At 57.8% G+C, this 16125-nt stretch carries 11 protein-coding genes; 3 read left to right on the top strand and 8 right to left on the bottom strand.

The window, feature by feature from the left end:
* Positions 1-352: 352 nt before the first annotated feature.
* The 4 genes from D1643_RS06370 to D1643_RS06355 are packed head-to-tail and all read right to left on the bottom strand — an operon-like array spanning position 353 to position 8074.
* The gene (locus D1643_RS06370; protein WP_160709786.1) at positions 353-1051 is read right to left on the bottom strand and encodes a M48 family metallopeptidase; all 699 of its coding nucleotides are present in this window, start codon (positions 1049-1051) and stop codon (positions 353-355) included.
* Positions 1051-4224 (bottom strand): type I restriction endonuclease subunit R, encoded by a 3174-nt coding sequence (locus D1643_RS06365; RefSeq protein WP_160709784.1) that lies wholly within the window; start codon positions 4222-4224, stop codon positions 1051-1053. The genes D1643_RS06370 and D1643_RS06365 overlap by 1 nt, the downstream gene beginning before the upstream one ends.
* Positions 4225-4229: 5 nt before the next feature.
* The gene (locus D1643_RS06360) at positions 4230-5432 is read right to left on the bottom strand and encodes a restriction endonuclease subunit S (RefSeq protein WP_160709782.1); all 1203 of its coding nucleotides are present in this window, start codon (positions 5430-5432) and stop codon (positions 4230-4232) included.
* The gene (locus tag D1643_RS06355; protein WP_160709780.1) at positions 5426-8074 is read right to left on the bottom strand and encodes a class I SAM-dependent DNA methyltransferase; all 2649 of its coding nucleotides are present in this window, start codon (positions 8072-8074) and stop codon (positions 5426-5428) included. Before D1643_RS06355 ends, D1643_RS06360 begins: the two co-directional genes overlap by 7 nt.
* A 1009-nt stretch (positions 8075-9083) precedes the next feature.
* Between D1643_RS06355 and D1643_RS06350 the strand changes: the two genes are divergently transcribed.
* The gene (locus tag D1643_RS06350) at positions 9084-10514 is read left to right on the top strand and encodes a hypothetical protein (RefSeq protein WP_160709778.1); all 1431 of its coding nucleotides are present in this window, start codon (positions 9084-9086) and stop codon (positions 10512-10514) included.
* A gap of 209 nt (positions 10515-10723) precedes the next feature.
* Here the strand turns inward: D1643_RS06350 and D1643_RS06345 are convergent, their stop codons facing one another.
* Entirely contained in the window at positions 10724-11401 is a 678-nt protein-coding gene (locus D1643_RS06345) for a nitroreductase family protein (protein ID WP_160709776.1), read from the bottom strand.
* Between the two features lie 143 nt (positions 11402-11544).
* Between D1643_RS06345 and D1643_RS06340 the strand changes: the two genes are divergently transcribed.
* Positions 11545-11754, top strand: a complete 210-nt coding sequence (locus D1643_RS06340; RefSeq protein ID WP_160709774.1) for a hypothetical protein — start codon at positions 11545-11547, stop codon at positions 11752-11754.
* Between the two features lie 46 nt (positions 11755-11800).
* Positions 11801-12637 carry a PmeII family type II restriction endonuclease gene (locus tag D1643_RS06335; protein WP_160709754.1) on the top strand — a complete coding sequence of 279 codons (837 nt, stop codon included), beginning with the start codon at positions 11801-11803 and terminating at the stop codon, positions 12635-12637.
* An 88-nt stretch (positions 12638-12725) separates the two neighbouring features.
* Here the strand turns inward: D1643_RS06335 and D1643_RS06330 are convergent, their stop codons facing one another.
* The 3 genes from D1643_RS06330 to D1643_RS06320 form a co-directional block, all read right to left on the bottom strand.
* Entirely contained in the window at positions 12726-13463 is a 738-nt protein-coding gene (locus D1643_RS06330) for a hypothetical protein (protein ID WP_160709752.1), read from the bottom strand.
* A 29-nt stretch (positions 13464-13492) separates the two neighbouring features.
* Positions 13493-13957 (bottom strand): hypothetical protein, encoded by a 465-nt coding sequence (locus D1643_RS06325; RefSeq protein ID WP_160709750.1) that lies wholly within the window; start codon positions 13955-13957, stop codon positions 13493-13495.
* Positions 13958-14391: 434 nt separating this feature from the next.
* Complete coding sequence (locus D1643_RS06320) at positions 14392-15837, bottom strand: DNA cytosine methyltransferase (RefSeq protein ID WP_160709748.1); 1446 nt, start codon at positions 15835-15837, stop codon at positions 14392-14394.
* Positions 15838-16125 lie beyond the last annotated feature (288 nt).

The raw sequence follows: 16125 nt of genomic DNA, 5'->3' as shown, positions 1-16125 counted from the left end.
GACTCCGGAGGAATTCCGAAATCAGTCCTTAGCAGCTTAGTCCTTACTAATTCGTCCAAGTTTTGGGACGCAGTTCAAAGCCTCGGCGGGTCTTTTTCTTCCCAGATGGTGATCAGCAAGAACGCGCTGAAAGCGGAGATCGACTGGATCTGCAAGAAGCACGATGGCATTCCCGCAATGCGCGTGCACGGCCTTCCTCATAGCCATGTCTCCATCCTAATCTGCATAGGTTACAGCGCGACAGCGCCGGTCGGGAGTCGATGGAGATCACGTGTGCGGCGGCAGATGCGCACCCGTTGGGCTTGCCATTAATGAGCTACGTAGTCGCAGTCTTCAATCATGCCGTATCGTCCTACCCAATGTAATCCAAGATTCCCCCATTAAGCTCTTTTCGTATGCTGCGCCATGCCGGCATGAACTCGTCCATTACCGCAATGAACTCGGAACCATGTGACTTCTCAACGAAGTGCGCCAGCTCGTGCAGGATGACGTACTCCAAACATTCTATAGGGTACTTAGCAAGCTGGACGTTGAGCCAAATTCGTCGCGCGTTGGGATTACATGAACCCCAACGCGTTTTCATGTACTTTGTCTTCCATTCAACGCATTTGAAGCCGGTTCGCTCCTCCCAGACGGGAAGCAGACGCTCAACCTCTCGGCAGAGCTCTTCGCGATACCATTCACGCATATGCGCCTCTCGTTGTTCGGACGAGCTGCCTGCGCGTACGGTAAACCTAGCATTCTGCCCGGCAATATCGATGGAATAACTGACTCCTTCGACGACGGCGAGGAAACACTGCTTGCCCCACACATACATGGTTTCACCAGTTACACCTTCGCGTTGCGTCTGACGCATCTGCGCAGCAACATCGGCACGCTGTCTGCGTATCCATGCCAGCTTTGAGGCAACGAAGCCATCGATAGCGGCATCGCTAACAGAATGCGGCACAGAGAGGACAACGCGGCCATCGGGAGGCTGCACGCGCAGGTGCATGTTCTTGATGTCCTTGCGAATTATCTCGACCGTCACATCCGACATCTTGAGCTGCATCAGTACTCTTCCTGTTGCTCGATGATGCCGAACACATGCTCAACCTCGACTTCATCGCGAAGGATTCCCCAAAGCGCCTTCTTGACCCTTCGCGTCTTGGTCGGATCGCTCCGCCATCCATGCTGCAGGCTGCGTCGTGTCGCCTCATCGAGTGCAAGCGCCTTATGCTCGTCGCATCCCGTGTTGTCGTACAGAGCGCGTAGAGGTGCGTTCATGCGGATGCTCTCCGGGTATCTCTCGTCCTCTTCTGGGCGGACAACTCTCTTGGCAATCTCCTTGTACCGTTCGAGCAGCTTTTGGTAGTCCTCGGCACCGTGCTTTCGTTCATCTGCAAGATCCTGCAAGATGGCGGACAGTTGCTCGTAGTACTTGGGATTGATAAGTTGTCGCTCGACAATCTGTCTCCCAATGTTGCCTTCAATGGTCGCGGCGGCTGATTCCTGACCTCCGGGCACGCCGCGGACCAGCCGTTCACCCTGCTGCGCCACGAAGTCGAGCAGCGTGAAGTCATCGAGCGAGGTCAGTTCCTTTGAATCACCCGCATCAATGTAAGTATCGATGAGGTGGCGCATCGCCGGCGCGTATACCTTGAGGTCCAGCGCATCACCGCTGGCAATCATAATCGTCTTCTTAAGATTGTCATAGCGCACGATGCGCTTACGGTACTCTTCGCGCACGCTCTCACTATATCCGAGGTCGTCCATACACTCGGAGAAGTCAGCGAAAGCCCTAACCAACGCGCTCACTAGGCTGTAAAGTCGCCCACGCAGCTGAGAATACTCGTCCATCTTCTGGCCGCCATACTCTCCCTCGCCACAGAAGTACTTGGTGAACTCGATTTCGCCTTGCGGCATAGGCACGCGCTCGCAAAACGCATCAAGCGACTCCAGCACCTCGAGGAACCGCTCTTTCGACTTCTGTGCGAAGTCGCCAAGTACGCCTTCGACATCCTCCTCGTTGTAACCCGAGAAAGCGTTGCCCGCATAGGTTTCCATAGCCTCGCACAGGGGCGAGAAGAGCTGCTTGTAATCGACGATGTAGCCGAAGTCCTTGCTCTCACCGTGGTTGACGCCATCGTCATCGGTGCGGTCATCGATGCGGTTCACTCGACACACAGCCTGGAAAAGACCGTGGTCCTGCATGGATTTATCTATATAGAGGTAAGTGCAAGGTGGTGCGTCGAAACCCGTCAACAGCTTGTCCACGACGATGAGCAGCTTCATTTCATCGGGCCGGTTAACGAAGGCATCCTTCACCTCCGCCTCGAAGTCCTCGACTGTCTTGCCGCCCAGCATGTCCATGTACGTTTGGTACTTGAAGAAGCTCTCGGTATCCTCACCGCCGTCTACATCCACTGAGTCAGTGCGAAGATTGCCCTTATGGGGCTCAAATGAGGTGATGATGGCGCATTTCTTAAAGCCAGCTTGTTGGAATATCTGGTAATACTGACATGCGGAATAAACGGAATCTGCCACGAGAAGCGCATTGCCATCGCCTTCGGAAAGGCGCGGCTTCACCTCGAAGTCAAACATAATGTCGGCCGCAATCCTGCTCAGCCTAGCTCTGGAGCTATACATCTTCTGCAATGTCGCCCATCCCTGCGCGAGTCGAGCTTTAGCGCGAGCAGTGAGACTCTTTGTTTTCACGTCGAAGTATTGATCGATCTTCTCGGGCGAGGTTATCTCCTGCGGCACGTCACGTGGCGTGTACTTCATATCCAGAATGACACCATCTTCGACAGCTTGCTTGTGTTGGTACTTGTGGATAAAGTCACCGAAGGTTTCCATACTCATCGGCTTGTCTTTGACGAGTAGTGGCGTGCCGGTAAAGCCCACGAACACAGCATTGGGCATGATGACCTTCATAGCTTTGTTAAGCTTACCTGACTGCGTTCTGTGGCACTCGTCTACGAACACGAAGATATTGCCCTTGGCCTTGAAATCGGGAGGAAGGCTAGCCTTGACTTCCCCAATGTAGCGTTCATAGCTCTTGTCGTAGTCGAACTCCGTCGTGTTATGGGCGGACTTGCGTCCGAACTTGTGGACAAGGGAGCACAGGAGTGAGTCTTCGTATTGGTTGAGTCTCTGTATGAGGTCGGCGCAGCTCTGCGTGCGTACTATAGACTCGCCCGCGCTTCGGAAGTATCGTTCGATCTGTTCGTCGAGCTCATCCCGGTCGGTAACGAGGAGTACGCGCGAGCCATCGATGTTGGCGAGAATCCATCGGGCGAGGTAGACCATGGTGAGCGTCTTGCCACTACCCTGGGTATGCCAGATGATGCCGCCTTCCTGTCGCTCCATGCGATCCTCGGCGGCTTTGATGCCGAAGAACTGGTTATAGCGTGGCACCATCTTGATGCCACCCTTGAACACGATGAAGTTGTGGAGCAGGTCTATGAATCGATTCTTCTGGAACATGCTGTAAACCTGCCGGTCGAGGTTGCGGGGCCATTGTTCGATATGCTCTGCGATGGCAACCGATATCGGATCCGTTGCTTTGGGATCATTCTTCCACTCGTAGTAATGTTTCTGCGGAGTACCGGTTGTTCCATGACGTAGACCTTGGGTATCGTTGGCCGCCATGCAGAACTGGACCGTTGCGAAGAATCGTGGAATCCACTGTTTGCGCTGGTTGGTGATGTTCTGCCGGATGCCCTCCTCAACGAAGTTCACGCTTCTCTTGAGTTCGATGACAGCAATTGCGATGCCATTCACATAGACGACGAGGTCGAGTCGCTTCTTCGCGTTCTCGATGACGGTCACCTCTTCGGCAACGTAGAAGTCGTTGTTGTGGGCGGTTATCCAGTCGATGAGGTAGATGTTCACAGGTGCGGCACCCGGTTCTGGTTCGACAGGCACGCCGTATTTCAGTAGCTCGTAGACGCGTTCGTTCGCTGCCGCAATTTGGCTGGTTTGGAAGTCTTGGAGCTCTTTGACGAACTTGTCGAGCGCCTTGGCTGCGAGTTCGGTTCTGCGGGGGTTGGCCTTACAGAGCCAGCGGTAAAGGTCTTCTGTCCGGACGTTCTTGTTTTCGAGTGGCTCGAGGTTGCCAAGGTAGCTATAGCCTAGTTCGTCGTGGAAGAGTTGCAGCAACCTGTCCTGCGTCGCAATCTCCGGCTTGCCGATAGGGTCGTATGTGTCTCGATCCCAGCTCGCATATACGTAATCGTCCATGCGAATCACTCCTGGACTAAACGGATGCGCCCAGTTAGAAGCTCGCGCATCATTCCTTGCCTGATTTGCTTATACTTCTCTAGCTTATGTTCGAGATTGTTAATCTCAAGATCCGCTGTCATCAGAACCTCGGCTATTGCTCTCTGCTCGTCGATACTTTCTGGTACTCGAAGTAGATAACGCTTTATTGCATCCTTATCCCCTCGTGGCATTTTAGTTCCTGAGGAGTTGTTTGCGGCATATGAGAAGAAGTCATCTCTCGCTAGCAGCAGGAAACAGTAAGCAGGGTCGTAACGCTCAGCGTCTATGCTGCGCAACACAAGCACATCGCTAGAGCACCCACCATTATGCACGGCAAACCAGATTTTCTTGAGATATGGGCGTATGTTTGAGACGAGGATATCACCTGATAAGTACTCACAGACCTTCGCGTATGACAGGGGCTTTGTGTTAACGACCACCCCGCCTCTGTCCTTTAGCATGTTCTCTGTATCAACGTAGTCATTAACATCTATGTTCTCAGTTGGTATCGTTGCTGTACAGAATGCCAAGGCTTCCTGAAGCTCGATACGCTTCCATCCACCGCCATAGTCAGGCAGCCTCATCGTACCCGTTAATAGAGACTGCGCGATTCCCTCTCGCATGCTGCGCTTTTTCGATACCGCCTCCTCCAAAGTTGCTATTAACAATTCGATGTCATCGAGGGTGCTTACTATGCGATTCTGTTCGATAGTGGAAGGAAGCAAGACTTCGATATTTGATAGCACTCTACCATTTGTTAATGCTCTAGTGGTATACGTGCAACTCTTTACAATTGCTTCCCGCACCGCTTGTGTCGAGAAGCAATACTTGCAGTAGTCGGGCAGTAATTTAGTTGACTTGAGTCGTCCTCTCAGCACAAAACCGCTGAACACGCCATCGATCAGGTCGTCTAACAGTACGCTAGATATTCCAACCTCGTCAGGCGTCTCGGACGTTCGGGTGAAAAAGACGTCACCTTTCTTAACTGCAAATCGCCTTACCTCCTCGCGCTCAAGTGAAACACGTCCTTGAATATCGGACGCATGCAAGCCGCGATGACGATACACGTCCATGTAATTGACGATAGGTGTGCCGTATCCGAAGTATTCTTTTCCCTTGTTCAGGCCGTTCTTGAATTCGAGAAAGTCTCCGATGGGACGCGATTCCCAGCCCTTGGGGGTTACCACCTAAACCCCATTTCCCTCAGATGTTCGAGCACTCTCGATTCAAGCTCTGCAGACTGGCTTGTGAGCTGAGGGAGGGTAGCCTCGTATCTTGAGACAAGCTCATTGATACGACTGACGAATTCAGAGATGAGATTCTCGTATCTACTGTCAACGCCGTCATATACGCCGAAGAACCACTTCTTTTCTACCAGCAGGTGGTGAATCTCGTCATCGGAGAGAAGCGCATACTTCGCCATGATTTGCTCATCAAGCGCTTGGCGAAGTTGCTTGAGCTGAGTCTTTGCTTCGCTAACCTCCGTCAAGAGTCGTTGCACCTCAAGTAGCTCTTCGTAGTCCGTCCGATAGTCATCCGCTGGACCTTGTTTGATACGTGCGGCTCTTATCGCTTCTGCAAGCGATGTTTTTGTCACATTGCCTTTATCGTTGACGGCCGCGGCACAGAGCGGATTGTCGGCTATGTATCTTGAATAAACAGCCTTTGCCCTCTTCTTTTCTGTAAGCCAATTCTGAAAGGCGACGAGTGCACGGATGGCAGGGCCGTCGACCTTCTCCAACAGGGTATCCAGCCTGCTGGATATATTGGTGGGATTAATCGTCTCGGTTTGCGCGAGGTCGAACAGCTCGGAATCTTCTGCCGCTTCCTCAACTGCTGTGTCGATTTCGATCTCGTTCTTTGCGATGAGCGCCGCGCAGAGGTCGCATGCCATGCTCTCGTCAGGGAAGCATTCATGCTCCACAAGAGAGGCTGGCAGGATTACACCATCGAACGATTTAACCTGCTCGGTCTCGACGCTCACCTTCTCGCCATTCTGCGTCTTCGTGCGCATCTTGTGCTCGATGTCCAACTCGCGCGCCACGCTCCATCCGTCCCTCGCTATGAGCTGCACGTCGTCCGCCATCGTGCCAACCCAGTAAGAAAGGAATGCCTGATAGACGTCGTAGCGATTCATCAATTCGATTTCGGTGAACGCACTCAAGAGCTTGTCAGCAAGCTCGCCAGACAGGTCGGCATCGTTTGCGTTTGCCAAACTGAGTAGTCGCGGCCTAATTGCTTCCATCCACGCACAATAGGCCGCATCGATTCTTTCGCGGTAGGCCAAATACGCAGGGTCTCGTTCTATCGTTTCGCGCAGTTTAGACTTGTCGATCCGAAGCTGAAGGTATCCATCCCGCATGGGTTCGAACAATTTGTCGCGAAGCCCGGGAAAGGCGCGCCAATAGAGGTCGAGGGAATCCACGTCGCGCATCGGAATGCCGCCACGCAGATGTCCATCGATGTCCTGCACGTCCTCGACGTTGGGGTTCTCCAGGTAGCGCGACAGATTGAGGTTGCAGTCGTTTTTGTTCACGATTTCACTAATGGGGACCTTGCGCGAATACGTCGGGTCGTCTTCAAGCTCTCCGGCGAACGTCTCCACGATGCGGAAGATATCGCATTCGCGTAACCGGTTCTTGTTGCCGTCCTTCACGAAGCCCCTGCTTGCATCAATCATGAAGATGTAATCGCGAGAATCGGCATGAGCCTTGTCGATAACAACGATACACGCAGGAATGCCTGTCCCATAGAAAAGGTTGGGAGGAAGACCGATGATACCCTTAATCCATCGTTTGTCTTTGATGAGCGTGCGGCGAATGGTTCTCTCGGCGTTGCCGCGAAAGAGCACCCCGTGCGGCAGAATGACAGCTGCTTTCCCTGTGCTTTTAAGCGATGCCAGAATGTGCATGAGCCAGGCGTAGTCTGCATTCTTCTCGGGCGGTTCGTCACCGTACCCCTTGAATCGATCAAGGCAGTGCTCGAGCCCGTTACGCCAGTTCTTCATAGAAAACGGTGGATTTGCGACTATGTAGTCAAAGCGTTGCAGCGTATCGTGGGAGCCGGTATCGAAGTTATGCGGATCGGCGAACGTGTTGCCCGTGTACACGTTGACGGTCGGTTTCCCATGCAAGACGGCGTTCATCTTCGCCAAGCCCGCCGTAGCGTTGTCCTTCTCCTGACCGTAGCCAGCAAGTTCGAAGGGGGCTTCGGCGAGCACGCGTATGAGTAGCGACCCCGATCCGCAAGCCGGATCGTAAACGGTCGCTCTGCGGTCGGTGCAGCTGCCGACTTCCACGACTTTGGCCAGTACTCGAGCTACCTCGGCAGGGGTGTAGAACTGTCCCTTGCTCTTTCCGCTTTCGGTGGCGAACTTGCGCATGAGGTATTCGTACGCATCGCCGATAATGTCGTCATCGTTGGCGTCGTTGCGAGAAAAGTCTAGCTCAGGACGTTGGAAGATACCAATTAGCTTCGTAAGCGTATCAACCTTCTCCTTGCCACGACCGAGTTTGGCGTCGTCGTTGAAGTGAGCGTTCGTGATGATGCCCTGCAGACCGTTGGCCTCAGCGAGCTTTCCGATGGCTATATCCATGCCCTCGCCAATGTTCGGCTTGTTCTTGAGGGCAACCATGTCTGCGAAGCTTCCGCCCTTGGGAACGACAATCTCCTCATATGGGCTGCCGGTTGCTTTGTCGGAAACATACTTAACAAAGAGAAGGGTAAGCACGTAGTCCTTGTATTGCGAGGCGTCCATGCTGCCTCGCAACTGGTCACAGCTGTCCCACAGGGAACTATAGAGCTCGCTCTTCTTCACGGCCTTAGCCATTGCGCATCTACCTCTTCTCTGCCAGGTCTCGTATGAGGCACGAGCGCACGTAAGTCGACATATTGAGCCCGCGCATAGCAGCGATCTCGGCGCATGCGTCCTTAAGGTTCTTCGGTACACGAATCGTGATGGTCGCCTCGTTTCCCTGGGACAGATAAGTCTGCAGTTCGGCCTCATCGGCACCATTCTTGAGGAGTGTCACATAATTCATAACCAGCTCCCAGCACGACGTAAGACAAGACTATTACATCGTATCAAATTTCTCGTATAAGAGAATGAGCAGCTATATACCATGAGGGATAGACGGGGTCAAATGAGCCTTCAATAACGAAATGCTGCATGCCTTCAACGTGGCGGTGCCGGAGAATCTGAGGCTCGGTGCCTTCCTGGACGCCGACGAGGTGCCGGCGTCCAGCGTCCGCCCGGGCGACAAGGTTTGGGTGAGCGCGCTAGTCCAAACTGGGGCTCTTCAAGGTCGTGGGCTTTGGCGCAAACGATGCTCCCGAGGGTTTCAGGGGGAGTCTCCTTCGTCAACCGCTACGAGCGCGACGGCGACAACTCGTGGAACGGCGACAACTGCATCGACATCGACGCCTGCCGCATCGCCTCGCGCGAGAGGAAGCCTTCAGTGTTGCAACGCTCACGGGCGCAGCCAGGCCGCGTCCCTGCAGAAGTGCAAGCCCATGAACGGAAACGACATCTTCGCGACGCGCAGGAATGCATGATGCTTTCTCGGAAAATTCTGCCGACGAAGCTGCCGGTCGGTCTGTGTTCGAAGCGACACGGAGTTGAAGGGAGGCGTGCGTTTGAAGTGAGGGGGGGTGCTTCATGATCATGCTGCGGCCCATGCGCTAGGGCTCGACGTTGCGGCAGATGATGGGGCCGTGATGGTGTACGATGGGTTCGGGGCTGGGACGCGTTTCGGTATTTGGTGCCTCGTAGGGCTGCTTGATGGTTCTGCGTCCTGTTGTGAAGAGGCTGAGATCTTTTTTTGGAGGGGAATCTTCGCGTGAACAAGTTCATTGCCGCTCTTTTTGAAAACGAACTGGACTTCTCCTTAATAAGCGCTCCATGTGTCCTCTTTTATTTGCTCATTGCGCTTATGATGGTTTTTCTGATCCGCGTATTGGGCCCCCATTCGATATCCAATTATCGGCTTGAGAGCAACTATGATGACAGTACCGGGGCATCTAACGTTGCTTACAGAATTATGGCTCCGGTAGTTTGGTGCTATTTCTTCCTTTTTGTGGGCGCAGCCACTTTCTCTGTCCTGGGTGTCGAATTCTCGTTCGATGTTCGCTGGATGCCAACCGCTCTTTACTGGCTGGAGATCTTTTTCCTCAAAATAGCGACGAGGAGCTTTGGTGTCCCCTTGTGGGCTTTTGCCCTTGAAGCGATTGCGTCGGTTTTGGTGGCAATCTATTTTGATTGGGCGGTGATTGCTCAGCTTCCCGAGAGCGGCCCTCTTGCCGTTGATCAATCCAACATCGGCTTCCAGGTTGTTCTCGCACTGTTTTTTGCTTTAGTCGAGATTGTTATGGCTGCAGCAATAAGGCGCAAATACCGAATAGGTTACGTGATTCCTTTTAATATTAGCTATAACCAGATGCGATACTATAAGTTGCTTGTTCCTGCAGAAAAGCGGCTTTACGAATACAAGAGACGTTTCGGGGGGCAGCTTCCCAAGCGCTTTTCGGAGGACATTCTGCTGAGGGCTATTTTTTATTCGATTATGTGCATTGAAGATGAAAATCGTCCGCATTCAGTCCGAATTCTTGAAAACTTTTTGGCAAGGATGGGTGTGGCAAAGTCAACCGGCATTATGCAGCAAAAAGCAAGTCATCCATTGACTGATGAAGAAAGTGTAGAGCTTGCCATTCCTTACATCGAAAACATGTGGGATAGGTATCTGAGAAAGTTCGCGAAAAGCATTGAAGAAAATCATCCTAAAGTGCGCTTCGCTTTTACGAGTACAGGGTACTGCTACGATTATTCTGCGGTGGCCTCGGCGCTCTCGAGTAACTTTTCGCTTCTCTATGGCGACTATTGCGGCACTCGATCTCTGCAGGCAAACTACGTGTTTAACGAAGTGAGGAGATTTGAGGAGCGAGAGAACTACAATTTCATACAGAGAAAGGTATTCTCAACGGGCTCTGTTTTTCCCGAAGAAAGTAATTATATCCCGAATAGCATTCTCTGTTGGGCGGATAGTAACACCATTCAAGTTGTCTCTCCTGCATCACCGACATTTCAGATAGTAAATCATGAAAATGGAACGTCGGATGAGCTTCTTGCCGTGATAAACCTTCTTCGCGCCAGGGAATTTCTGATTACGTCTGTGTCATTCGGGCCTGTCGGTTTTCAGAGAATACAGATAGCAGGTGGAAAGGCGGATAATTTGCCGTCTTTGGGGGATGGGTGGTCTATCGAATGTCTTTAAGCGCACCACTGGGTGAAGATCTATGTGCTGCTTTCTTTTGGATGGTGACAAGCGGAGGCAGCTGAGCTACGACTCGAGGTAAATGGTTCAGTCATGCAGGATTGGCACAAGATCTATCCAGGCGGAAGAGTCTATTGGAGCAAAAGACAACCGGGCTCTTGGTTTGCGTTTGCGCTCTCGAATCTTGACGTCGGCGAAAGGCGGCTGCCTTAGAGCCAGACGGCGTGATCCCTTCCCGAGGCTATCTCGAAGTTGCGCTTCACGATGCCCAGGTCCATGTCGCTGTAGGGGCCGCCGGTGGCTTCGGCGCGCACGCGGTCTCCCTCCAGCGTGAGCAGGAACTTCTGCTGGTTGATGGCCGTGGGGGCCAGGATGGCGCCGCGCACCCCCTCCTGGAACCAGCGGGGCACCGGCTGCTCGGCGCGCGACACCTCGGCTGCGGTCTTCACCTTGTGGGGGACGCCCGGGGTCTCGCCGTAGCCGAGGGCGATGGCGCAGGCCATCTTCTCGCCAGGCTCGACGACGGCGGGACTCTTGCGGCGGCTGAACGAGAGCCCGACCCAGCAGCTGTTGAGCCCGAGGGCCTGGGCGACCAGGACGATGCGCTGCCCCCAGTAGCCGACCCGCTCGTTGAGGCCGGGCTCCTTCTCGCCGACGCAGGCCAGGTAGTTGCGCACGTTCTTGAAGCTTCCGTAGCGCGCGATGAAGAAGTTGAACGCATCGGGCTCGTCCGTCATGAGCTGGAGATGCAGCCCGCTTTCCCGGTTGGCGGCGTCGACCTCGGCGCACAGGGCCTCGACCACCTCAGGTGCCAGGGGCCGGTCGATGAAGCTGCGGACGGAATGGCGCGCCTCGATGGCGTCTCTGAGCGCCTGATCGTCGATCATGGGATCTCCTCTCGCGTGGGATGGGGCCATTATACGCGCATGGGGGTGAATTTCCCCTTGCCTGTACTTTGCGTGGGACAGGCAAGGGGAAATTTCTTGATAGGGTGGGGTCGTTCGCAGGTTTCGCTTGAGAGGAGGCCCCCATGGGCGGCTGGAATTCCTGGCTCTACGAGGACTATGAGGAAGAAAACGGCGCGAGCCGAGGCTCGTTCAGCCGGGATTTCGGAGGCGGGGAGGTGCATCTGCACCAGACCATCAACGTGAACGCCCAGCCCTCGAACAGCTGGCACACAGATATGATGCGCGCATTCCACCTGGCCTCCATCAGCACCAGCCTGAGATTGATGCGCTAGGCTCGTCGCTGTGCCGCTGCCCTGGGCGCCAGGGTTCGCTTCCGGTATGCTGGGAGTGATCAGCAGCCGAAGGGAGGGCGGGGTGCAGGTGGACGAACGGGACAAGAAGGCCGGCGCAGCCGAAGACGTGGGCATTGAGCGGCAGCGGGAGGTGGCCTATGGCCTCCTGGGCGAGTTCGCGCGCAAGCGCATCGCGTGGTATGGCGACGCCTCCAAGACCAACCTGTGCAAGCTGCTGGCCAAGGACGTCATCATGTTCGCGGCGCGCGGCGTGGCGTCGGCCGAGGAATTCGTGGCCGAGGCGTTCCGCGCCTGCGAGAGCTCCAGCGAGGAGACGGTCATCGGCAACACGTGGCAGGCGGTCATCGCCGCCATCTCGTCGGACACCCTGGACACGGGCGACATGATGACCGTGCGCGAGGGCGCGCTGTGGGTGTGCGAGCTGAAGTCGCAGGCCAACACGGTGAACTCGTCGTCGTTTCCTCAGGAGCTGCGCGAGCTGAAGGACAAGTGCGCGGCCCAGGAGCGCTTCCGTCGTGCGAGCGGACAGCCGGTGCGTCCCGCCTTCTGCGTGATGCGCCACAAGAAGTCCATCGACGAGGTGCGCACCTACCGCGCTGACCCACGTGATCTGCCGAACCGCGATATCGACGGCTTCGCGTACCGCTACCTGGCCGGCGACGCGTTCTGGCAGTGGCTCACCGGGTTCGACTCGGTGGAGGGGCTCGTCAGCGATGTGAGCCTCATCGCCAACGACGGCGTGGCCGAGGCGCGCGCCGCCTGCCTGGCACGCTTGCAGGCCGAGATGCACGCGGCGCTTGCCGAGCATGGGCTGGGTAACACGATGAACGACGTGCTCAAGCTGAAGAGGGCGCTGGGGTAGGAATCTCCGCGGGCGCATCTCGGCTTTCAAGCGCGCCTCGGGCCGCGCTTCCAGGTCGCTCCGCACGAGCCCGCGAGGCGCCAGCCGACTAGAGGAGCCGCTCGAACACGTCCTCGTCCAGCAGGGAGAACACGTAGCTGTCCCGCGCGTTGTGGTCGTCGGTCTGCCGGTTTTGGTACGCGTGAAGCGGGGCCTCGCCGCGCTGGATGCGCTCGCCGAGTTTCGAGAGCTCCGCCTGCCAGACGCCGTAAAGCTCGGGGACGGTGATGCCGCGGTACTCCCGCTGTGTCCAGTGCACCCAGAAATAGATGAAGCAGTCCGGGTGGTTGGCCTGGTAGTTCTCGAAGTCCTTCCGGTTGAGGGTGACGGAGTAAGCCGGGTCGCACCGTTTCCCGCAGTAGCGGTACTTGACGACGGTGAAAAAGGGCGTGTTCTGGACCTTGAGGTCGGCCGGGCGGTTGTTGGTGTAGTCGAAGAGGTCGATGGCCCAGCTGCAGCGCTCCTTCTCCGGGTTCTTGCGGATGTCCAGGCCGAGTTGGGGGACGATCTTCTCGACGAAGTCCGCCTCCGCGTCCTCGCCCCACTCGTACCACCGCGCCCTATCCTCGGTGCTAAAGGGCGTCTGGTTCCGCTCGATGACGCTTGTGAGCTTGGCATACGTGTTCCCTGCGCCGCTCACCTTGAGCTCGAAGTCCACCGTCATCCCAACAGCGAGGGTGCCGGCGGGCTCGCCGTGGTACAGGCGTAGCCGTCCGTGCTGGTCGCTGCGCGTGTCGACGATGACGAACTCCTTGTCGTCCTCGCATTCGACGATGAGGCCTCGCATGGTTACTCTCTCTTTCTCGTGGCGGTTGCCTAGAGCCCGCGTTCCCGGTGGTCGTTGATGGCCCGCTTGGCGGCGGTGGCGAAGCGACGCAGCGCGGCCTCCTGCACGTGGCGCCCGTCCTCGCGGTAGCGTAGGTCGCGCGTGCTGCGCAGGTCGCGGAGGTTGCCTATGGTCAGCTGCGCGGTGCCGGCTACCTCGCGGCGCTCGGTCTGCACGCTGGTGGTGGGGCCGCCGAGCGCCCAGGCGGCCAGCGCGGCGTCCCTAAGGCTACCGGTCTCCTGGAGCACGGCCAGCCCGGCGAGCGCGCCGAAGCCGTCGTCCTCCTCGATGACGCGGCTGCTCTGCTCGATGCGGCCCGGCGTGACGGCGCAGATGACGAACGACGTGTCAGTGAAGCGGTAGAGCCGGCCGTCCACGCGCACGCCCGCGCTCGTCAGCTCCCAGAGTCCCGACCCATCGCGCGCGGTGAAGCTCGCAAGCACCTCGCTGGTCATGGCGCCTCCCTTCTCATCCTCTCGGATTCTACTATAGGGCGCTCGGCGCGCCAGCGGGGCGCGTCGGCGGGCATGCCGAGGGGCGCAGGGCGCTCGGAAGTCGCCCGCTGCCACTTTTTCGGCGAAAATTGGCACTAAGCGGCAGTTTGGTACGCTTTGCAAGGCGCTAGACGGCGCTTCTTGGCGCGCAGCCGCTCTCCGGGCCGAAGGAGGCGCGACGTTTGCCCAGGTCGTGGCTTTTCGCGGGATGCGGGCTCTTCTCGCGCGCCATGCCATACCGTACCAAACTGCCGTTTAGTGCCAAGTGGGACGGAAAAAGTGGCAGTGAGGGAGGGTGCGCGGATCGCGCCAGGCGTTGCCGCTGCTCTGCCGCTTGCGCGACTGATTGCGCCGAGCCGGCTGCCGATGCGGCCGCGCGCGGGCGTGGCCTTGGCCTATCCCCAGGTCTGGTCGCTCGTGCGCTTGTAGCGGGAGTAGGGGAATCCTTCGAACCGGGGGTCGGCGGCCTCGCCGGCCATGTCGGCGCGCAGCGCGCGGCCGATAGCCTCGCCGAGGGCCACGGGGACGGCGTTGCCGATCTGCTTGTAGACGTCCATGAGGTCGCCGCAGATGCGCCAGTCGTCGGGGAAGCCCTGGACGCGCTTGTACTCCTCGATGGAGAGCGGCCGGTCCTCCGTGGGATGGCACAGGTCGGTGGCGGGCATCGTGGGCGTGGTGACCAGGGTGGGGCACGGTCGGTCGAAGCGGATGCGCCGGTAGAAGCCGGTCTTGCCGCCGGAGAGCGCGTAGGCCTTGCCCATGGCCTCGCGCTGCATGTCGTCGGGCAGGTTCTTCCAGCACTCGCCCTCCTTGAGCATGCGGAAATAGCGCAGGCGCTTCTCGGGGAAGTCGGTGTGGTGCATGCCGGCGGCGTCGAGGTCGTCCACGGCGTCGCGGAACGTGCGCCACGGCGGCAGCCCGCACTCGCCAGCCGGCGCGTGGGTGGGCGTGAGGTAGGGCACACGTCCGCCGCCGCGCTTCCCGATGAGCACGACGCGCTCGCGGATCTGCGGAGCGCCGAAGTTGGCGGCGTTGTAGAGGTTGAAGCTCACCTCGTAGCCCGCCTCGGCCAGGCGCCTGAGCACGAGCTGGAAAGCGCCGCCGCGCTCGGGCTGACCGCCCTCCACCAGGGGAAACGGCGTGGAGAGCAGGCCGCGCACGTTCTCCACCACCACATAGGTGGGTTGGATCTCGGCCACCAGGGCCAGGTAGCGCAGGAAGACGTTGCCGCGGTCGTCGTCGAAGGCGCGCCGCGCGCCGGCGGTGCTGAACGCCTGGCAGGGCGGGCCGCCGAACATGACGTCGACGGTGCCGGGTGCAAGGCCGGCCATCTCGAGGATCTGGTCGGCCTCGTAGCGGTTGATGTCGCCGATGAGCGCCGCGTCGGGGCGCATGGAATGGATGGTCATGCGGCACTTGCGGTCGTTCTCGCAATAGAGCGCGGGGTGGATGCCGGCGCGCTCCATTCCCAGGTCAAGCCCGAGGGCGCCGGAGAAGAAGCTGAGTGCGCGGATGGGAGCGGCGGGGATTGTGTTGCCGGCGGGGCTTGTGTCGCTGGCGAGGGATGGGGCGGCATCGGCGGGCGCGCCGGCGAGCGTCGGGGTGACGCCGGGGCGGCGCGGGTGGTCTGCCGGCTCGGGGACGAGGTTGTTCGCGGCGAGGTAGGCGCCCAGCTTGTCGGCGAAGATCACCCACTTGTTGCCGACCTTCTCAGCTGGTAGCGCGCCGGTGCGGATGAGGCGCGAGACGGTCTGCTTAGTGACGCCGAGCGTGCGGGCGACGTCGTCGGCGGAGAGGAGGTCGTCACTCGTCGCGGTCGGGGTGGATGTTGATGTCGTCATTTGAATGGCTGCGCTTTCTGTTCGGAAAATTTTCTAGTCCATGATAGCGGAAGACGGAGCGAGGCGGAGAGAAAGGATGGGAGAGCGAGGCGAGGCGGGGCCGGCGGCTGGGCGTCCGGGGGGGGTGCGGGATGGGGTTGGCGGTCGGACGTAGGGGGGGGCTTGCGGTGGGCGCGATGGCACTGGTGGAGGGGTGCAGCAGCGCGGACGCGGGGCGGGGTTGCGGCGGCCGTAGTGACGCGGACGGAGAGGCTTGCGATGGACGCAGCGGAGCTGGGGAGGCTTGCG

The organism is Enterorhabdus sp. P55 (assembly GCF_009911695.1).
Lineage (GTDB): Bacteria > Actinomycetota > Coriobacteriia > Coriobacteriales > Eggerthellaceae > Enterorhabdus.
Note: the sequence above shows the minus strand (reverse complement) of the source record. Positions and strands in the feature narration are given on the sequence as shown.

What these genes read in the sequence shown, in the direction of transcription:
- D1643_RS06335 (WP_160709754.1), top strand. Translation starts at nt 11,801, where the DNA reads ATGCTGGGAGTGATCAGCAGCCGAAGGGAGGGCGGGGTGCAGGTGGAC.
- D1643_RS06320 (WP_160709748.1), bottom strand. Translation starts at nt 15,837, where the DNA reads ATGACGACATCAACATCCACCCCGACCGCGACGAGTGACGACCTCCTC.
- D1643_RS06355 (WP_160709780.1), bottom strand. Translation starts at nt 8,074, where the DNA reads ATGGCTAAGGCCGTGAAGAAGAGCGAGCTCTATAGTTCCCTGTGGGAC.
- D1643_RS06340 (WP_160709774.1), top strand. Translation starts at nt 11,545, where the DNA reads ATGGGCGGCTGGAATTCCTGGCTCTACGAGGACTATGAGGAAGAAAAC.
- D1643_RS06345 (WP_160709776.1), bottom strand. Translation starts at nt 11,401, where the DNA reads ATGATCGACGATCAGGCGCTCAGAGACGCCATCGAGGCGCGCCATTCC.
- D1643_RS06365 (WP_160709784.1), bottom strand. Translation starts at nt 4,224, where the DNA reads ATGGACGATTACGTATATGCGAGCTGGGATCGAGACACATACGACCCT.
- D1643_RS06370 (WP_160709786.1), bottom strand. Translation starts at nt 1,051, where the DNA reads ATGCAGCTCAAGATGTCGGATGTGACGGTCGAGATAATTCGCAAGGAC.
- D1643_RS06330 (WP_160709752.1), bottom strand. Translation starts at nt 13,463, where the DNA reads ATGCGAGGCCTCATCGTCGAATGCGAGGACGACAAGGAGTTCGTCATC.
- D1643_RS06325 (WP_160709750.1), bottom strand. Translation starts at nt 13,957, where the DNA reads ATGACCAGCGAGGTGCTTGCGAGCTTCACCGCGCGCGATGGGTCGGGA.